The organism is Collinsella sp. CLA-ER-H11, from assembly GCF_040092445.1.
Lineage (GTDB): Bacteria > Actinomycetota > Coriobacteriia > Coriobacteriales > Coriobacteriaceae > Collinsella.
In genome coordinates, this window is sequence record NZ_JBBNLN010000007.1 from 1 (window position 1) to 18,056 (window position 18,056).

18 protein-coding genes and 1 rRNA gene are annotated in these 18,056 nt (G+C 60.2%); 1 reads left to right on the forward strand and 18 read right to left on the reverse strand.

The features are described 5' to 3' along the window. From AAAX35_RS06230 to AAAX35_RS06245, 4 genes are all read right to left on the reverse strand, one after another. A 16S ribosomal RNA gene (locus AAAX35_RS06230) occupies positions 1-212 on the reverse strand; the annotation flags it as partial. A 403-nt stretch (positions 213-615) separates the two neighbouring features. After that, entirely contained in the window at positions 616-2,016 is a 1,401-nt protein-coding gene (locus AAAX35_RS06235) for a phosphoglucomutase/phosphomannomutase family protein (protein ID WP_271734731.1), read from the reverse strand. A 158-nt stretch (positions 2,017-2,174) separates the two neighbouring features. Then, positions 2,175-3,068, reverse strand: a complete 894-nt coding sequence (locus AAAX35_RS06240; protein ID WP_152067899.1) for a homocysteine S-methyltransferase family protein — start codon at positions 3,066-3,068, stop codon at positions 2,175-2,177. 10 nt (positions 3,069-3,078) lie between these two features. After that, a complete protein-coding gene (locus AAAX35_RS06245) occupies positions 3,079-3,501 on the reverse strand; it encodes a metal-dependent transcriptional regulator (RefSeq protein WP_349117088.1) in 423 nt (140 codons plus the stop codon). A 120-nt stretch (positions 3,502-3,621) separates the two neighbouring features. On the opposite strand from AAAX35_RS06245, the gene pepT reads away from it, so the two are divergent. Further along, a complete protein-coding gene (gene pepT / locus AAAX35_RS06250) occupies positions 3,622-4,869 on the forward strand; it encodes a peptidase T (RefSeq protein ID WP_349117089.1) in 1,248 nt (415 codons plus the stop codon). 253 nt (positions 4,870-5,122) lie between these two features. Here pepT and AAAX35_RS06255 read toward each other — a convergent pair whose 3' ends face one another. The 14 genes from AAAX35_RS06255 to AAAX35_RS06320 form a co-directional block, all read right to left on the reverse strand. Further along, positions 5,123-6,358, reverse strand: a complete 1,236-nt coding sequence (locus AAAX35_RS06255; RefSeq protein ID WP_006235722.1) for an LCP family protein — start codon at positions 6,356-6,358, stop codon at positions 5,123-5,125. 12 nt (positions 6,359-6,370) lie between these two features. Beyond that, positions 6,371-7,654 carry a UDP-N-acetylglucosamine 1-carboxyvinyltransferase gene (gene murA, locus AAAX35_RS06260; RefSeq protein ID WP_349117090.1) on the reverse strand — a complete coding sequence of 428 codons (1,284 nt, stop codon included), beginning with the start codon at positions 7,652-7,654 and terminating at the stop codon, positions 6,371-6,373. Between the two features lie 88 nt (positions 7,655-7,742). Next, positions 7,743-8,135: an ATP synthase F1 subunit epsilon gene (atpC, locus tag AAAX35_RS06265; RefSeq protein WP_006235718.1), complete on the reverse strand. Its 393-nt coding sequence runs from the start codon at positions 8,133-8,135 to the stop codon at positions 7,743-7,745. 3 nt (positions 8,136-8,138) lie between these two features. After that, positions 8,139-9,593: a F0F1 ATP synthase subunit beta gene (gene atpD, locus AAAX35_RS06270; RefSeq protein WP_006235717.1), complete on the reverse strand. Its 1,455-nt coding sequence runs from the start codon at positions 9,591-9,593 to the stop codon at positions 8,139-8,141. Continuing rightward, positions 9,593-10,501 (reverse strand): ATP synthase F1 subunit gamma, encoded by a 909-nt coding sequence (atpG, locus tag AAAX35_RS06275; protein WP_006235716.1) that lies wholly within the window; start codon positions 10,499-10,501, stop codon positions 9,593-9,595. The genes atpD and atpG overlap by 1 nt, the downstream gene beginning before the upstream one ends. Positions 10,502-10,506: 5 nt before the next feature. Continuing rightward, complete coding sequence (gene atpA / locus AAAX35_RS06280) at positions 10,507-12,105, reverse strand: F0F1 ATP synthase subunit alpha (RefSeq protein ID WP_006235714.1); 1,599 nt, start codon at positions 12,103-12,105, stop codon at positions 10,507-10,509. Continuing rightward, the gene (locus AAAX35_RS06285) at positions 12,105-12,581 is read right to left on the reverse strand and encodes a F0F1 ATP synthase subunit delta (RefSeq protein ID WP_260699621.1); all 477 of its coding nucleotides are present in this window, start codon (positions 12,579-12,581) and stop codon (positions 12,105-12,107) included. The genes atpA and AAAX35_RS06285 overlap by 1 nt, the downstream gene beginning before the upstream one ends. Next, complete coding sequence (gene atpF, locus AAAX35_RS06290) at positions 12,571-13,173, reverse strand: F0F1 ATP synthase subunit B (RefSeq protein ID WP_006235712.1); 603 nt, start codon at positions 13,171-13,173, stop codon at positions 12,571-12,573. Before atpF ends, AAAX35_RS06285 begins: the two co-directional genes overlap by 11 nt. 15 nt (positions 13,174-13,188) lie before the next feature. Beyond that, entirely contained in the window at positions 13,189-13,383 is a 195-nt protein-coding gene (locus AAAX35_RS06295) for an ATP synthase subunit C (RefSeq protein WP_022094262.1), read from the reverse strand. Between the two features lie 124 nt (positions 13,384-13,507). Next, positions 13,508-14,311: a F0F1 ATP synthase subunit A gene (atpB, locus tag AAAX35_RS06300; protein ID WP_022094263.1), complete on the reverse strand. Its 804-nt coding sequence runs from the start codon at positions 14,309-14,311 to the stop codon at positions 13,508-13,510. 3 nt (positions 14,312-14,314) lie between these two features. After that, a complete protein-coding gene (locus tag AAAX35_RS06305) occupies positions 14,315-14,626 on the reverse strand; it encodes a hypothetical protein (RefSeq protein WP_035138788.1) in 312 nt (103 codons plus the stop codon). A gap of 281 nt (positions 14,627-14,907) precedes the next feature. After that, entirely contained in the window at positions 14,908-15,555 is a 648-nt protein-coding gene (gene upp, locus AAAX35_RS06310; RefSeq protein ID WP_117746943.1) for a uracil phosphoribosyltransferase, read from the reverse strand. 123 nt (positions 15,556-15,678) lie between these two features. After that, on the reverse strand, positions 15,679-17,220 hold the full coding sequence (gene glpK, locus AAAX35_RS06315) for a glycerol kinase GlpK (protein ID WP_349117091.1): 1,542 nt from the start codon (positions 17,218-17,220) through the stop codon (positions 15,679-15,681). Positions 17,221-17,233: 13 nt separating this feature from the next. Continuing rightward, a complete protein-coding gene (locus AAAX35_RS06320) occupies positions 17,234-17,977 on the reverse strand; it encodes an L-threonylcarbamoyladenylate synthase (RefSeq protein WP_260699617.1) in 744 nt (247 codons plus the stop codon). Positions 17,978-18,056: the final 79 nt, after the last annotated feature.

Here is an 18,056-nt window from a genome sequence, read left to right on the forward strand (position 1 = left end):
GTCGGGGCTTTAGCCGGGGTGCCATGCGGCACCCCGGGGTATCCGGTATTACCCGTCCTTTCGGGCGGCTATCCCGGGGGAGGGGGCAGGTTCTCCACGTGTTACTCAGCCGTTCGCCACTCGCTTCTATCCGAAGATAGGTGCCGTTCGACTTGCATGTGTTAGGCGCGCCGCCAGCGTTCATCCTGAGCCAGGATCGAACTCTCCGTCCAAAATGTATGGGCTTCGAGCCCGTCCGGTCCTCTCAGTTCATCGCTGATCGGTTCCGTTCGATTCATATGGTTTTAGTATAGGAAAAGGAATTTCTCGGGGCCGCCTCTCGGCGGCCTTGCGAAAAACAAATCCAAGTTAGACCATTTCAAATGGTTCGATGTCTGCCCGGATGCGACACTTGAAGTGTCCATCCTCGCAGTATCCGGTTCTCAAGGTGCACGCTTTGCGGCTCATCCGGTCCGACCGGGCCGCGCGGCAAGGAGATATATTGCCAGACCGGAGGGGCGCCGTGGGCGGGAATCTGGGCGTACACATTTCCTACACATCTTGTGATCCGACTAACGTTTGCCAGCCGTCAACTACCGCTCGCCGAGCATCTCTTTATATAAGGCAGTCTCATGGTTAAAGCGGATACGTCCCCCTAGCTAAAGCACAGCCAGCATCGAGCAACTCATCACGTTCTTCCACCGAGAACCCCTCGGCGTAGACGCGCACCACTGGTTCGGTCCCGCTAGGACGGACCAGCAGCCACGTGTCATCCTCGAATGACAGACGCAAGCCGTCCATATGACTAACGTTTTGCGGCACCTTGCCACAAATCGACTTGGGGTTTACGCCCGGCAGCAGGGTTCGTAACGTTTCGGCATCTTCGGCCTCAAGGCGCAAATCGCGTCGACCGTAACTCGTCTTACCAAAACTGTCCTCGAGTTGGTCGACCAGAACGCCCAAAGGCGCGTCCGTCTTTGCCATAAGCTCACACAGAATCAGACAGGCGAGGATTCCATCGCGCTCGGGCATATGCGCGGCGATGCCGATACCACCGGCTTCTTCGCCGCCTATGAGGACGCCGCCCTTCTTCATCTCCGCCGCTATATATTTGAAACCGACTGGTTTGACGGTCACGCGGCAGCCAAGCGCCTCGGCAATGCGACGTACGAGCGTCGAGCATGAAAGATTGACGACGACGCGCCCCTCCAAATTACGAAATTGAACCAAGTCGCCCAAAACGAGCGCCATGATCTGATGCGGATGTATATATCTGCCGCGCTCGTCAACCGCGCCGATACGGTCGGCGTCGCCGTCGGTCACCAGGCCAGCGCAAGCTCCGTCCTCGACAACCGTGCGCTCGCAAGCGTCCACCCAAGGCTCAACGGGGTCGGGGCAGATATCTTCTTGGTCAGACGCCTGCCCGGCGTGAATCTCGTGCACCTCAACGCCAAGCTCGCGCAGCAAGTCGGCTAGATAGCCCTGGGCTGCGCCGCCCATGGGATCGACAACCACGCGCAGGTGCGCGGCGCGGATGGCTTCGGCATCGACAAACGATGCCACCGCCTGCATATAGTCAGGAATGATATCCGCGGTGCGATATTGCCCCTCGATCCCCATTGGCTCGGGAGCCATAGTCTCTTCGAGCTCTTCGATGACATCCTGGTTGGCGGTCGAGCCGTCACCCATGCGAATCTTGAGGCACAGATAGCCCTGCGGATGATGGGACCCCGTCACCATGAGCGCGCCGCACGCTTCACCGTCATAAGCCGCCGCCCACGTAAGGGCAGGGGTCGGGACAGGTCGCGAAGCGAGCACGGCGTCTAGCCCGTGCGCTGCTAGCACACCCGCCGCAAGCTCAGCGAACTCGCGCGCCAGGGGCCGGGTGTCGAACCCTATATATACCGTTTTGCCCGGATTGGTCTTTTGCCACAACTCGCCGACGGCATCGGCGATACGGGCAACGTTATCGGCAGTGAAGTCCTCATCGACGCGAGCGCGCCAACCGTCAGTTCCAAAATGAATTATCGCGCACACGCGCAGACACCTCACAGTGTTTGGATCATGGTACGCATGGGGTATACCCGCAACATGCACTCGGCAACCTGCCGGCACCAGCATTCACCATTTGGGCAAATGCTGCCGAGGACATGCAAGCAATAAAAAAACCGCCCCGTATGGAGCGGTTTTGCCCTTTATATATCGAGTGCCTCGGCCATCGCGGCCGTAGTGATTGCCGTGGTTCCACAGCAACTGCCCACCATTGCGGCACCGGCATGTCTCCATTCGATGCATGCGCGCGCGAAAGCTTCGGGGTTCTCGTGCCATACGGGGCCATCCTGAGTCTGGACCGGATCGCCTACGTTGGGACGCACCGTGACGGGAGTAGTCGCCGATGTAACCATCCTGGGCACCGCCGCGTTCGCGGCCGCAAGCGAACAGCAATTAACACCAACCGAGTTTGCGCCGTGTTTTTCGGCGTACAAAACGGCTGCCTCGATGTTGAGGCCATCGCCCAACAGGTCGCCTTTATCGTCAACGACAAAACTCACCAGAACAGGCATGCCATCGGCGGCATCTCGGGCGCCGGCAAGCATGGGCTGCAAATTACGGATAGACGTCACCGTCTCGATCAGCAGACCGTCAACGCCGGCATTGAGCAAGGCGTGCGCCTGTTCGCGCGCAATGCCTCGGATTTCACGATACTCGGCAGAGTCCTCGGCAAACCACTCAATACCGATCGGGCCCATCGAGCCTAGCAGCAGCTGAGGGTGCGCCTGGCGGGCATCGTCGACGGCCCCGCGATTGACCTCCGCCACGGACGGCGCAATCTGGTCGTGCTTGAGGGCATAGCTCGATGCCTGAAAGGTGTTGGTAATGAGCACCTGTGCGCCGGCGGCGACATACAAGCGATGGATACGAGAAACGGTCTGCGGCTCTGCCAGATTCCAAAACGCCGGTGGAATGTCGGCGGCATCGTACTCACTCAACAGAACACTGCCCATGGGACCCTGCGCCAACAAGGTCTCGCTCGACAAGCGGCGCGTAAGTTCCTCGGCACCAAACCGGTTGTAATAACTCGTATCCATATATATCCCGCTATTCCTCGACGCTGATTCCCTGCTTTTCGAGATAGGCGAGCCAGCGGTTCATCGTGTCCTCGGAAAGCGCATGCTCCATCATGCAGGACTCGGAATCGGCTCGCTCAAATTCGACACCGAGCTCCTGAACCAAAAACGTGCGGATGAGGCGATGACGGTACCAGATAGCCGTGCCAACCTCGCGGCCGCGATCGGTCAGGACTACCTTGCCGTAGTGCGATTGCTCGACAAGCTCGGATGCCTTGAGAGCCGAAACCGCTTTATTGACCGATGCCTTGGAGACGCCAAGGCGCTGCGCGATGTCGACCGATCGAACGCCGTTGGTTTCCCCCTCTTCGCTTTCAATGCGAACCATGCACTCCAAGTAGTCTTCGTTCGCCACCGTCAGATGTAGTTCGCGCGAGCTATTTGTCGTATCCATGATCTTCCGTCCCTTCTGCATTCAATGGCTGATTCTACCCCATCCAAGCGTCGCGGTATGCCGTGGCATACCGTGCTAGAGTTCTTGTTGCACACGACGACCAAGATTGGAGCGGTCTTTATGGAAAACACCACCACGAACCCCGATGTCCTCGAGCGCTTTTTGCGCTACGTCCAGATCAACACGCAGTCCGAGGATGCAAACTGCGACCAGGTACCCTCGAGCGCCGTTCAGTTTGACCTTGCCAACGTGCTGGCTGAAGAGCTGCGCGAGCTTGGTGCGGAAGATGCCCACGTGACCGAGCACGCCTATGTCTGCGCGCATATCCCCGCAAGTGCGGGCGCTGAGGACAAGCCCGCCCTGGGCCTGATCGCCCATCTCGACACCACCGAAGTTGCACCGGGTGCCGGCGTGAAACCGCACATCGTACACTACGAAGGCGGCGACCTGGTCTGCGGCACGGTTGACGGTAAGCCCGTTGCCATGAGTACCGCCAAGCTTCCCGCCCTGAACGACCTCGCAGGTGAGGACCTGGTCTGCAGCGATGGCACCACGCTGCTGGGCGCGGACGACAAGGCAGGCGTCGCCGAGATCATGTCGCTTGTCACGCGTATCGCTCAGGACCCTTCTCTGCCCCATCCCGCACTCGGCATTTGCTTCTGCCCTGACGAGGAGATCGGCCACGGAGCCGAGCTGTTGGATATCGATACCTTTGGCTGCAAGTACGCCTACACGGTCGACGGCGGCCCCATCGGCGAACTGGAGTGGGAATGCTTTAACGCCGCCGAGGCGACCGTCTGCTTTGAGGGCCAGTCCATCCACCCGGGCGACGCTAAGGGCCGTATGGTCAACGCAGGCAATCTGTTCTGCGACTTCAACGCGTTGCTCCCCTACGTACAGCGCCCGGAGTATACGGAAGGCTACGAGGGCTTTTATCACCTTGAGGGTGTATCTGCGACCGTCGATCACGCCACAGCGCGCTATATCGTCCGCGACCATGACGCCGCCAAGTTCCAGCAGAAACTCGACCTTATTGATGCCGCTGCCTCGATGCTCAACCAGCGTCTGGGTGAGGAGCGCGTGACGGTCGAGATTAAGCAGCAGTATCGAAATATGGCCGAGATCGTTCGTGACTATCCCGAGCTTATTGATGTTGCCAAGGAAGCCTACCTTGCCTGCGGCGTTGAGCCCCAAGTGCTGCCAATTCGTGGCGGCACCGACGGCGCCCAGCTGTCGTTCCGCGGTCTGCCCTGCCCCAACCTTTCCACCGGCGGCTATTGCTACCACGGCGTCAACGAGTTCGTCCCGGTCAGTTCGCTCGTCAAGATGACCGACGTCCTGCAGGAGCTCGTCGCCCGCTTTGCATAGGGAACTCGAACAATCTAGGTAAGCAAAACCGCCCCGTCCTCAGAACCGAGAACGGGGCGGTTTTTGGTGCAAGGGGAGTAGTCAGCACCGCAGGTTGAGCCAACGTCAGCGAGCGACGTCCAAGGCGAACAAGTTGGCATGAAAAAGGCAGGGCATTGACCTTCTGGTCATGCCCTGCCTTTTGAATGACAAATTGTCGCCTTGGGCGGCGCGCAGCGTCAAGCCGTTACGGCGTTTGGTAAAACGCCGTAACTTAGTAGTTGGCTTCGTAGCCGTTGCCGTCGCCGGTGGGCTCTTCGTAGTAGTCCGAATCGCTCGAATCGCTTGAGTCATCGGAATCGTCAGAGCTGACCGATGAGGTTGCGGTACCGTTTGCGTAGTCGTCAGACGTGTTGTTGTTCAGGTCGCCGATCGTAGAGCTGGAACCGTCGGAAAGACCCATGGTGTTGGGACCCTTGGGATCCTTGCCGGCATCGACGCGCTCCATCATTTCCTTGAGCTCGTCCTCGTAGACAAAGACGTAGCTCACACCGTCGATCATGGTGCTGTCGTCGGCATACGAGGGCAGGTTGGCCGAGTAGATACCGTCGACATCCATACCGCGCATGGCGTTGACCGTAGCCACGATATCCTGAACGCTCATATCGGTTACGAGCATATCGGACAGCGAATTAACCAGGCCAAAGATCTTCGTGGCATCGAAGTTATTGAGAATCTGGTTGGCAAGGGCGCCAAGCACCTGACGCTGGTGGCGCATGCGCGTGTAATCGCCGTCGGCATAGGTGTAGCGGCAGCGGGCATAGGTAAGGGCGGTGGCACCGTCCATATGCTGCTGGCCAGCGGTAATCTTAATATCCAGGTGCTCGGGGTCGTCAACATCATCGGTTGCGTTAATGTCGATACCGCCAACCGAATCAATCAGCGCCTGCATACCGTCGAAGCTGACCTCGGCATAGTGGGAAATCTGAACACCGCACAGCTCGTTGACCGCCTCGACCATGGCCTCGGCGCCGCCAACGGTATGGCAGGCGTTGATCTTCATGGTCTCGCCCTTGTACTCGACCTTGGTGTCGCGCGGAACGGAAATGAGCGTCGCCTGCTTTTGCGTGGGGTCGATGCGTGCCAGGATAATCGAGTCGGCACGATACGTATCCTCGCCCGGACGGCCGTCGGTGCCAAGAAGCAGCACGTAGAACGGATCCTTTGCCTCATCGGTGTCAACCAGAACCCGACGCAGATTGTCGGTAATGACATTAGAATCGCCGAGCTTGCCCATAATGGTGGCAAACCACAGGCCGGCAGCGGTAGTGGCACTCAGCAGCACACCAAGCACGACAATGAGCGCGACGTGACGAATCGTGTGGCTACGACGACGTTGACGAGCGCGCTCGGAATAGCGAGCCACGTTATCGCGACTGTAGATCTTGGCCTGCGCACCAGTTGAGGGTCTTCGGGCGGTGGTATCCGCGAGGGGCTTTTTATTAAACATAGGCAACCTGTATTAGTAGATGACGGGATCGGGGACGGTAGCATGCTCGACATGCGCGCCAAGCGCCTGCAGCTTTTCGACAAACTGCTCGTAGCCACGCTTGATGTGATGGATGGCCGAAACCTCGGTCGTCCCGTCGGCAATCAAGCCCGCTACGACGAGGGCCGCTCCACCACGCAGATCGGGCGAGGTAACCTGTGCACCCGAGAAGCCCTTGACGCCATGAATCATGGCATGATGGCTCTCGATACGAATGTCGGCACCCATGCGCACCAGCTCAGAGGCAAACATAAAGCGATTCTCGAAGATGTTTTCGGTAATAACGGAACTGCCGTCGGCAAGGGCGGAGAGCACCATAATCTGCGCCTGCATGTCCGTCGGGAAGCCGGGGAACGGAAGCGTCTGGATGTCGACCGGCTTGATACGCTCGGCACGGCTCACATGGACGCCGTCGTCGGTACGCTCGCAATCGATGCCCATAAGCTCCATCTTCTTGAGCACCATGCCCAAGTGAATGGGGCAAAAGCCCGTGACATCGACACCGCGATCGTCGGCCATCAACGCACCGGCGACGATAAAGGTGCCGGCCTCGATGCGGTCGCCCACTACGCGATGGGTAACGGGATGCAGCTCTTCCACGCCCTCGATGGTCACGACAGGCGTACCGGCGCCGACAATCTTAGCGCCCATCTCGTTGAGCATGTTGGCGAGATCGACGATCTCGGGCTCGCGGGCGGCATTGTCGATAACCGTGGTACCCTTCGCGCGCACAGAGGCCATGATGAGGTTCTCGGTCGCACCGACACTGGCGAACTCGAGCGTGACGGTGGTACCGCGCAGACCTTGGGGCGCATTAGCGTTGATGTAACCGTGGGCGGTATCGAACTCAACGCCCAGGGCCTCGAGACCAAGAATGTGCATATCGATCTTGCGAGCACCCAGGTTGCAGCCGCCCGGCATGGCGATCTTGGCGCGATGGAAGCGACCCAGCAGGGGTCCCATCACGGCTGTGGAAGCACGCATCTTGGCAACGAGCTCGTAGGGGGCCTCCCAAGAATCGACCTGAGAGGTATCAATCTCGAGCGTGTGCTCGTCGAGAACATCGATCGTAGCGCCCATGCCCTTGAGCACCTTGCCCATCACGTGGACATCGGAAATATCGGGCACGTTCTGCAGCGTCGTCTTGCCCGGCGCCAGAAGCGTTGCCGCCATGAGTTTGAGCGCGGAGTTCTTGGCGCCCGAGACGGGCACGGAGCCTCCGATGGCGTGGCCACCCTCAACGCGGATAATATCCAAGGTCTACCCTTTCAAAAAGCATGCCCGGGGTGGCTGGGCCATCCCGGGCATGATGTGTTCGCAAATGGTCGAACGCTAAATCGTTTGACTATTGGGCAAGCTTGAGCTTACACCATGCGATTTCATTATAGAGGTAGGCGCGGCGTGCATCATCCTCCGACAAATTACCCAGCTTCTCTTCAAAACCTTGAATATCAGCTTTAAGCTTGTCGGCATCGACGGTCGCCAAATCGCAAGCGCGCTCGGCGAGAACGGTCACGACATCGTCCGCAACCTGGGCATAGCCGCCGGCCACGGCAAACGTGTGGTCGACAGTGCCCATGGCCTTATCGGAAACGCGAACGTAACCGCGGTCGATCGTGCAGATCTCGCTGGAGTGAGCAGGCAGAACGCCAAACTCGCCATCCGTGGACGGAATCGACACAAACGCAGCGTCGCCCTCATAGGCGCAGCTCACGGGGCACACGATGCGGATACGCATAACCTACTTCTCCCCCATCTTGCGGGCGCGCTCGCGCACGTCCTCAATCGTGGAAGCATAGCGGAAAGCCTGCTCGGGCAGGTCATCGGCCTTGCCGTCGACAATCTCGGCGAAAGAGCGGACGGTATCCTCGACGCGGACGTAGACACCGGGGTTGCCGGTGAACTTCTCGGCGACGTGGAAGGACTGCGAGAGGAACTGCTGAATCTTACGGGCACGGTTGACCGTAAGGCGCTGCTCCTCGGACAGCTCGTCCATACCCAGAATGGCGATGATGTCCTGAAGGTCGGAGTACTCCTGCAGGAGCTCCTGGACCTTGACGGCGACACGGTAGTGCTCCTCGCCGACGATCGAGGGATCGAGAGCGTCGGAGGAAGATGCGAGCGGGTCGATAGCCGGGAACAGGCCGAGCGACGAAATGCTACGCGAAAGAACCGTGGTGGCGTCGAGGTGCGTAAACGTCGTGGCAGGCGCCGGGTCGGTCAGGTCGTCTGCGGGGACGTAGACAGCCTGGACGGAGGTAATGGAGCCCGTCTTGGTCGAGGTAATGCGCTCCTGGAGGTCGCCCATCTCGGTTGCCAGCGTGGGCTGGTAACCAACGGCGGACGGCATACGGCCCAGCAGTGCGGAAACCTCGGAACCTGCCTGGGAGAAGCGGAAGATGTTGTCGATGAACAGCAGAACGTCCTGGCCGCGATCGCGGAAGTACTCAGCGGTGGTAAGGCCGGCCAGACCGATGCGCAGACGCGCTCCGGGCGGCTCGTTCATCTGACCATAGACCAAGCAGGTCTTGTCGATAACGCCAGACTCGCTCATCTCGAGGAACAGGTCGGTGCCCTCGCGGGTACGCTCGCCGACGCCGGTGAACACCGAGGTGCCGCCGTGCTCCTGGGCGAGGTTGTTGATGAGCTCCTGGATCAGAACGGTCTTGCCGACGCCGGCGCCGCCGAACAGACCTGTCTTGCCGCCGCGGATGTAGGGCTCGAGCAGGTCGACGGCCTTGATGCCGGTCTCGAAGATCTCGGTCTTGGTGGTGAGCTCGTCGAAACGGGGCGCTGCATGGTGGATGGGGTAGAACTCCTCCACCTCGGGCATGGGCTTGCCGTCGACGGGCTTGCCCATGACGTTCCAAATGCGGCCGAGCGTCTTGGGACCAACGGGCATCTTCATGGGCTCACCGGTATCGGTGGCGATGAGGCCGCGCTGCAGGCCGTCGGTCGAGGACATGGCGACCGTGCGGACGACGCCGCCCGGAAGCTGGCTCTCGACCTCGAGGATCGTGCTCAGATGACCGATCGGGGTCTCGGCCTCGACCGTGAGCGCGTTGTAGATCGGGGGCACCGCGCCGTCAAACTTGACGTCGACGACAGGGCCGATGATTCGCACGATGCGACCATCACCGGCAGTCGTCTTCTTGGTGGCTTCCTCGACCGCAAGCTTTACGGTGTTATTAGCCATTACTGTTCCTCCAATGCTGAGGCTCCGCCGACGATCTCGTTAATCTCGGTCGTGATCGAAGCCTGGCGCACGCGACTATACGTGCGGGTAAGGGTCGAGATGATCGCGGTGGCGTTTTCCGTCGCGGAGTGCATGGCCTTGCGGCGTGCACCCTGCTCGGCAGCCGCCGAATCGATCAGGGCCTGGTAGATGACCGTCAGGATATAAGACGGCACAAGCTTGCCGAGAACATGCTCGGGAGAGGGCACGAACTCGAACGTGGACGAGATGCGCTTAGGGGCGTCGGTCTCGTTCTTACGCGGACCGTGGGCCATAGCGATCATCTCGGGGTCGAGCGGCAACAGATGCTCGACGCGAAGCTCCTGATCCACGCGGTTCTTGGCGTGGTGGTAGACAAGCTCGACACGGTCAAGCTCACCGGCACGATACGCATCGCAGATATGAGAGGAGATCATGCGGGCCTGATTGAAATCGGGCTCAGAGGAGTTGCCCTCAAAGTGCATGACAACGTTTGCGCGGTCACGGAAATACGTGGCCGGCTTACGCCCGCACGCGATGATCTCGCATTCGATGCCGTCGTTCGCCCAAGAAGCGGCGAGCTTTTCGGCCGTGCGCTCCACCGTCGTATTGAAACCGCCGGCAAGGCCGCGGTCCGAGGCAATAACGACAATCAGGCCATGCTTGACGCTCTCATGCTTCTGCAGCATGGGATCGGTGCCCGAACAGGAGGCGTCGCCGGCGACCGTCAACATGACGTCGGTCAGCGCCTCCTTATAGGGCTCGGCCTGCTTGGAGCGATCGAGGGCACGACGAATCTTGGCCGTAGAGACCATCTCCATCGTGCGCGTGATCTGCTTGGTCGTGGTAACCGAGGAGATTCGCTTCTTAATGTCGCGAAGGTTGGCCATGGGGCTTAGTTCTCCTCTGATCCAGAAACATCCGAATGGTGCTTGGCCATGAACTGCTGCTTGAAGTCGCCGATGACGCGCAAGAGCTCAGCCTTGGTGTCATCATCGATCTTCTTGGCGCGAACCTTGTCGAGCAGCGAACCAAAGCCATTGTCCATGTACTCGATGAGCTCGGCACGGAAGGGCAGCACGTCGGCGATCTCCAGGTCATCCAGGAAGCCCTCGTTGCCAGCGAACAGCGTAACGATCTGCTCGCCAACCTCAAACGGCTTGTAACGCGGCTGCTTCAGGAGCTCGGTCATGCGAGCACCGTGGGTCAGCTGCTTCTGAGTAGCCTCGTCGAGGTCGGAGCCGAACTGCGTAAAGCCAGCGAGCTCCTGATAGGAAGCGAGGTCCAGACGGAGGTTGCCGGCGACCTGCTTCATGGCCTTGGTCTGCGCATCGCCACCGACGCGGGACACGGAGATACCCACGTCGACTGCCGGGCGCTGACCCTGGAAGAAGAGCTCGGACTGCAGGTAGATCTGACCATCGGTAATGGAAATGACGTTGGTCGGAATGTAGGCCGAGACGTCGCCGTCCTGGGTCTCGATGATCGGCAGTGCCGTCATGGAGCCGTAACCGTTCTTCTTGGACATCTTGACGGCACGCTCGAGCAGACGAGAGTGCAGGTAGAAGATGTCGCCAGGATAGGCCTCGCGTCCGGGCGGACGATGCAGCGTCAGCGACATCTGACGGTAGGCCACAGCCTGCTTGGACAGGTCATCGTAGATGACGAGCACGTGGCCGCCGGGGTTGGTCTCGCTGGCGGGCTTGCCGTCCTCGCCGTTGTACATAAAGAACTCGCCAATAGCGGCACCGGCCATAGGCGCGATGTACTGCATAGGGGCGGAATCGGCAGCGGTGGCCGAAACGATGATGGTGTAGTCGAGCGCACCGTGCTGAGCGAGGGTCTCGCGGATGTTGGCAACCGTGGAGGCCTTCTGGCCGATGGCGACATAGATGCAGACCATGCCCTTGCCGCGCTGGTTGAGGATAGCGTCGATGGCGATGGCGGTCTTACCGGTCTTACGGTCACCGATGATGAGCTCACGCTGACCGCGGCCAATAGGCACCATGGAGTCGATAGCGAGCAGACCGGTCTGAACCGGCTCGCACACCGGGGTACGATCGATGACGCCGGGAGCCTTGAACTCGATGGGGCGACGGTGCGTAGCGACGATGTCGCCCAGGCCGTCGATGGGCTGGCCGAGCGGATTGACGACGCGGCCGAGCATGGCACGGCTCACGGGGATATCCATAACGCGGCCAGTGGTGCGGCACTCGTCGCCTTCCTTGATGGAGTCGACGGCACCGAACAGAACGGCGCCGACCTCGTCACGGTCAAGGTTCTGGGCAAGGCCGAAGACGGTCTCACCGGTATCGGAGCTCTTGAACTCCAGAAGCTCGCCTGCCATGGCGCTCTTGAGGCCGGAGACGCGCGCGATGCCGTCGCCTACCTCATCGACCGTTGAAACCTCATGCGTATCGACCGTCGCGGAGAGGCTCGTGAGCTGCTCCTGCAGTTTCTTGGCGATATCCTGGGCATTGAGGGTTTCGGACATTAGGCTTCACCTCCGTACGAATTAGCAGAGTTTGCGAGGGTCTCCTGCGCGATGCGCAGCTGCGTCTTGACGGAAATGTCACGACGCTCGCCGCGGGCCTCGAGCACCAGGCCGCCCACGATAGACGGGTCGACCTGCTCGATAAGGAATACCTTGCGGCCGAAGTCCTGCTCGCATTTCTTAGTGATGGTTTGACGCAGCTCGTCGTCGAGCGGGATCGCCGTGGTGACGGTCACGCCCACTACATCCTCGTCTTCCTCGGCAACATACTTAAAGGCAGCTGCCACCTTGGGAAGAAGGTCGAGCTGGTCGCGCTTGGACATGGTGTCGAGCACGGCGATGATCTCGGGGCTGGCAGAAGCCAGGCGCTCGATCATCTCGAGGTCCTCAAACACATGGTCCTCGGCCTTAGCGGCTTCCAGAAGGGAGCGCGCGTAGGTCTCGAGCACCTTGTCCTGATAGCGGCTAGTCGGCATTCAGGCTACCTGCTTCCTGGATGTAGCGCTCGATGAGCTTCTTCTGCTCGGCATCGTCCTCGAGTGCCTCGCCCACGATCTTGGTGGCGACGGCAACGGACAGGTCGGCGATGGAGCTCGCGGCACCGGCGTAAATGGACTTGCGCTCGTCCTCGACGGTCGTATGGGCCTTGGCGATGATCTCCTCGGCCTCCTTGTGAGCAGCCTCGATGATACGGGCGCGCTCGGACTCGGCGTCCTTACGGGCCTCGAGAACGATGTCGGCAGCCTGACGACGGGCGTCGGTGACGATCGAGTCGGACTCAGCGCGCTTGGCGATAGCCTCCTGCTTGGTCTTCTCGGCCTCGTCGAGGCTCTCCTCGATCTTCTTGCCGCGCTCCTCCATGGTTTTCATGATGCCCGGCAGGGCGACCTTGGCCAGCACGATCCAGATGATCAGGAAGGCGATAAGCGCCGGGATGAACTCCGCCATCTTAGGGATGAGGATGTCCGCACCGGCAGCGCCGTCCTCGGCGAACGCGGAAACCGGCATAAGCAGCGCGGCCGCGGACGCGGAGAGTGCGATCGCGCTCTTCTGGGATGAAAGATTCATACTTGACGCTCCGTGCTATTTAACGATCAGCGCGACAACGAAGCCGATCAGAGCCAGAGCCTCGCCGAAGGCGGAGCCCATGATGAAGACGGTGAACACGCGGCCCTGGACCTCAGGCTGACGGGCCATAGCACCCGTAGCACCCAGAGCAGACAGGCCGATAGCAAGACCAGCGCCGATAACACCGAGACCGTAACCGATAACTCCCACGATTCCTCCTTTGTCGTGCGTGTCTTATTTCACGCAGGATAACCTTTTTATAACTGCCGGGCTCCATGGGTACGGGCACCGGCGGTTTAACGAATTGCCTTACCTTTAAGGCGCGAACGGAAGATTACTCCTCCTCCGCGACCTCCTCTGCCTCGGAGACATACACGGCGGTAAGGACCGTGAAGACGTAAGCCTGGATGGCGCCGACCACAAGCTCGATCGCATAGATCAGGATGAGGATGGCAAGCCAGGCCAGCGAAGGCAGGGCGCCGACGGCGTGGGCCGCGGAAACCTGCTGAAGCAGCGGCTGCATGAACATGCTCGCCATGATGGCGAACGAGCCCATGACCACGTGTCCTGCGAACATGTTGCAGAACAGACGGACGGCGAGCGTGATGAGGCGCAGGAAGGTCGAGAAAAGCTCGACGACCCACACGAGCACGTTCATCGGGAAGCTCACGCCCTGCGGGGCGAGGCTCTTGATGTAGCCGATCACGCCGTGAGCCTTGCATCCGTAGTAGATGAAGTACACGAAGGCGAAAATGGCGAGTGCGGCGGTGGAGCCGATTGCGCCGGTGCCGGGCTTCATTCCCGGGATCAGGCCGATCATGTTATTGATCAGGATGAACAGGAAAAGCGAGCACAGGAACGGGAAGTGCTTCTTCCAGTTCTCACCCACGACACCCTTGCCGATATCGTTCTCGACGTACTCGATGATGTACTCGAAACCGTTGACGAAGAAGCCCTTGGGAACCAGGGTCTGCTTCTTCTTGAACACGGCCAGGACGATCAGGAGCACGATCGTGGAGACGATCAGCCAAAACGAGTACTGCGTGATGCCGCAGCTCAGATCGCCCACGACAGGGGTGGAGCTGAACTCGCTGACCAGATGATTAATCTCATCAGGCAGCTTTTCAAAAATTTCCACGACTTACCTTTCGACCTCATGAGGATCTCGCAGCGCCTTGGCGACGCGAACCGCGCAGGCGGCCATAAAGGCCACGAAGCCGATCGCCTCGCCCAGGAGGAACATGCGAAATGCCTCTCCGAACAACACAAACACAACCAAGGTAAAGACAAGCAACGCGATTGCCGAGACCGCGAGACTCACCATACCCTTGAGCATGTCCGCATTCTGCTTATCGTCAAGAACCGGCTTGAGCGTAAAGACAAAGGGAAGGAAGGCAATCGCGCCCGCGATGGCACCTGCAACGATAGCGAGCAGATCGGCTATCTGAAACACTGGCGTCCTCACTTTCCTTTTTAACGCCTTACAGAACAGTTCCCGCCAAACATTGGTGACTATTGTACGAGCCAATCGCTAAAGTACAACCGAAAAAGCATCGGTTAATACGCACCTGTTCGTTTTCTTAAGACCTTCTTTATGCCGCAGGTACGGTAATACGTTTTTCTCGAACCCTGCAGGGCAAAACGTCCGTTAACAGGAGTGCGCGTGGTCGTCTTTTGCTCGCCCGCGCGCACCATTTCTTCGTATTTTCGACGTTAGCCGGTATGGCCCAGAGATTACAGCGTGCCGTAGATGCGGTCGCCGGCGTCGCCCAGGCCGGGAACGATGTAGGCAGCTTCGTTGAGATGGTCGTCGATGGCGCAGGTATAGATATGCACATCGGGGTCCTTCTCAGTCAGCGACTTGAGGCCCTCGGGGGCCGCGACGATGCACAGCATGCGGATGTCCTTGACACCGCGCTCGCGCAGGTAGCTGATGGCCATCTCGGCCGAACCGCCCGTGGCGAGCATGGGGTCGACGACCAGGCAGATGCGCTGGTCGATATCCTTGGGCATCTTGCAGTAATACTCATGCGGCTCGTGGGTAACCTCGTCGCGCTCCATACCGATGTGGCCCACGCGAGCGGAGGGTACCAAGTCGAGGATGCCATCGACCATGCCAAGGCCTGCACGCAGAATGGGAACGATGGCGAGCTTTTTGCCGGCGAGCTGCTTAAACGTTGCGGTGGTGATGGGGGTCTCGACTTCGACGTCTTCCATGGGCAGGTCGCGCATGGCCTCGTAGCCGTCAAAAAGTGCGAGTTCGCGCACGAGCTGGCGGAACTGGTTGGTGCCGGTGTTTTTGTCGCGCAGAATCGACAGCTTATGCTGGACGAGCGGGTGATCGACAAGGGTCACACGGGACGTATCGTAGGTGACGGTCATGGGTTGATTGCCCCTTTCGTTGCGGCCGGAAGATGGCCTTGCTGACAAGGCGCATGGCGATGTTGTTGCCGCGCGCCGTGCATTAGTTTAGCGGTTTGTTGTATCGAGCAGCCCATCGCAGCCCTACTGTGCGGTACTGAGCGAGCGCTTGACTGCATCACACCAGCCCGCAAGGTTTTGTTCGCGGCGCTCGGCGGACATGTGGGGAAGGAAGGTCCTAACGATCTGGGCATTTTGCTCCAGTTCTTCCAGGTCTTCCCAATAGCCGACGGCAAGACCCGCCAAGTACGCGGCACCGATCGCCGTGGTCTCCACCGTCTCGCACTGCAACACGGGGATATCCAGCAGATCGGCCTGGAATTGCATGATGAACTCGTTGCGCGAGGCACCGCCATCGACGGACAGGCGCTCAATCGAAAGTCCCACGTCCTGCTCCATGGCGCGCAGCACGTCGTAGCTCTGATATGCCATGGATTCGCAGGCGGCACGTACGATGGTCGCACGGCTCGAGGCGCCGGTCAGACCGCACACGATACCGCGGGCATGCGGGTCCCACCAGGGAGCGCCCAGACCCGCAAAGGCGGGGACGAAGTAGCAGCCCTCATTGTCGTTGATCGAAGCGGCGAGTTGTGCCGACTCGCTCACACTCGAGATGATGCCCATGTTGTTGCGCAGCCAGTTCATGGTGGAACCGGCAGCAAAGATGGAGCCCTCGAGTGCATAGCTGATCTTGCCGTCCGCGGCGATACCGATCGTGGAGACCAGACCGTTCTTGGATTCGACGACCTCGTCGCCGGTGTTCATGAGCATAAAGCAACCCGTGCCATAGGTGTTTTTGGTCTGGCCGGGATGGAAGCAGCAGTGGCCGAACAGCGACGCCTGCTGGTCGCCCGCCACGCCCATGATGGGCGGCATGTTGGTCATGATGTCGCTCGCGACGCGGCCGTAGTCGCCCGAGCTCCAACGAACCTCGGGCATCATGGAACGTGGAACGTCAAAGAGCGCCAGCAGGTCGTCGTCCCAATCGAGCGTATGGATATTAAAGAGTGCCGTGCGGCTGGCATTGGTGTAGTCGGTGGCAAAGACCTGACTGCCGGTGAGGTTGTAGATGAGCCAGGTGTCGATGGTGCCGAACATGAGGTCGCCCGCCGCCGCGCTCTCACGCGCACCGTCGACGTTGTCGAGGATCCACTGCACCTTGGAAGCCGAGAAATACGGATCGAGCGTGAGTCCCGTGCGGGAGCGCACCAGCTCTTCTGCGCCCCGCTCGACCAGCTCGTCGATCAGAGGTGCGGTGCGACGGCATTGCCACACGATGGCGTTATAGATGGGTTGGCCGCTTATGCGGTCCCACACCACCGTGGTCTCGCGCTGGTTGGAGATACCGATGGCGGCGATGCGGTCAGAATGGATGCCGCTCTTAAACTGGACCTCCATCATCACGCCGATCTGGCTGGCAAGCACCTCCATGGGGTCTTGCTCTATCCAACCGGGACGCGGGAAGCTGGTTTTGACGCTACGACGTGCCTGCGCGACGATGCAGCCGTACTCGTCGACGATGGTCGCAAGTACCGAGGTGGTGCCGCAGTCGAGCGCCATGATGTAGGAACCGCCAAAGTTAAACGAGGCATCTTCCATGCCCAGGCTGCCCAGATTCAACGACATCGCTTACACCTTTCTATTGCATCGGGTCGGACAGGACCCGTTCGATCTCTGATGCGGGAAGTGCGCCTTGGCGCAGGATCTGGAGCCCGCCGTGCTGGAACGACACGATGGTCGAGGCGTCGCGACACGGGGTCTCGCCGGCGTCGACGGCAACATCGACCCCCTCCAGGATGCGACCCTCGACGGCGGCAAAGCTTGCCGGCGAGGGCGCGCCGTGCGTGTTGGCGCTCGTACAGGCAAGGGGACTGCCGCAGGCGCGGATGAGCGCTTGGACCACAGGCGAGGCCGACGCGCGAAGAGCCACCGTGTCGTCGGCGGCACGCATAAAGGTCGGCACGCAGGGGGCCGCCTTGACCACGATAGTCAGGGCTCCCGGCCAGCATCGTCGCGCGAGTACGCGAGCCTCTTCGGGGATATCCACGCCATAGCGGTCGAGTGCTTCGGCATTATCAACCAGCCAGGCGACCGTTTGGGTGAGCTTGCGCTGCTTGAGGGTAAAGATGCGGCGGTAGCCGGTACCGAGCGCGGGGACCGCGGCGCCATTGACGACAGCCTGCGGATCGCGCGGCCACGATGGGAATTCGCTTGTATCTTGGGGCACGGCGTCCGAGAAGGCGTTGACTGCCACGGCGACACCGTAGACGGTCTCGGTCGGGATCAAGGCCAGGCCGCCGCGGCCGAGCACCTCGGCCGTGCGCTCGACGGCGAGCCGATGCGGCTCGCGCGTTCCCTCGTATACCCGATAGACCGTCTGCATGTGTATGCCAGCCCCTTACGCTCTGGTGCAAGTTTGTTTACTGAGGGGCATTCTCGCACGAAACGTTCAACCTATTTGG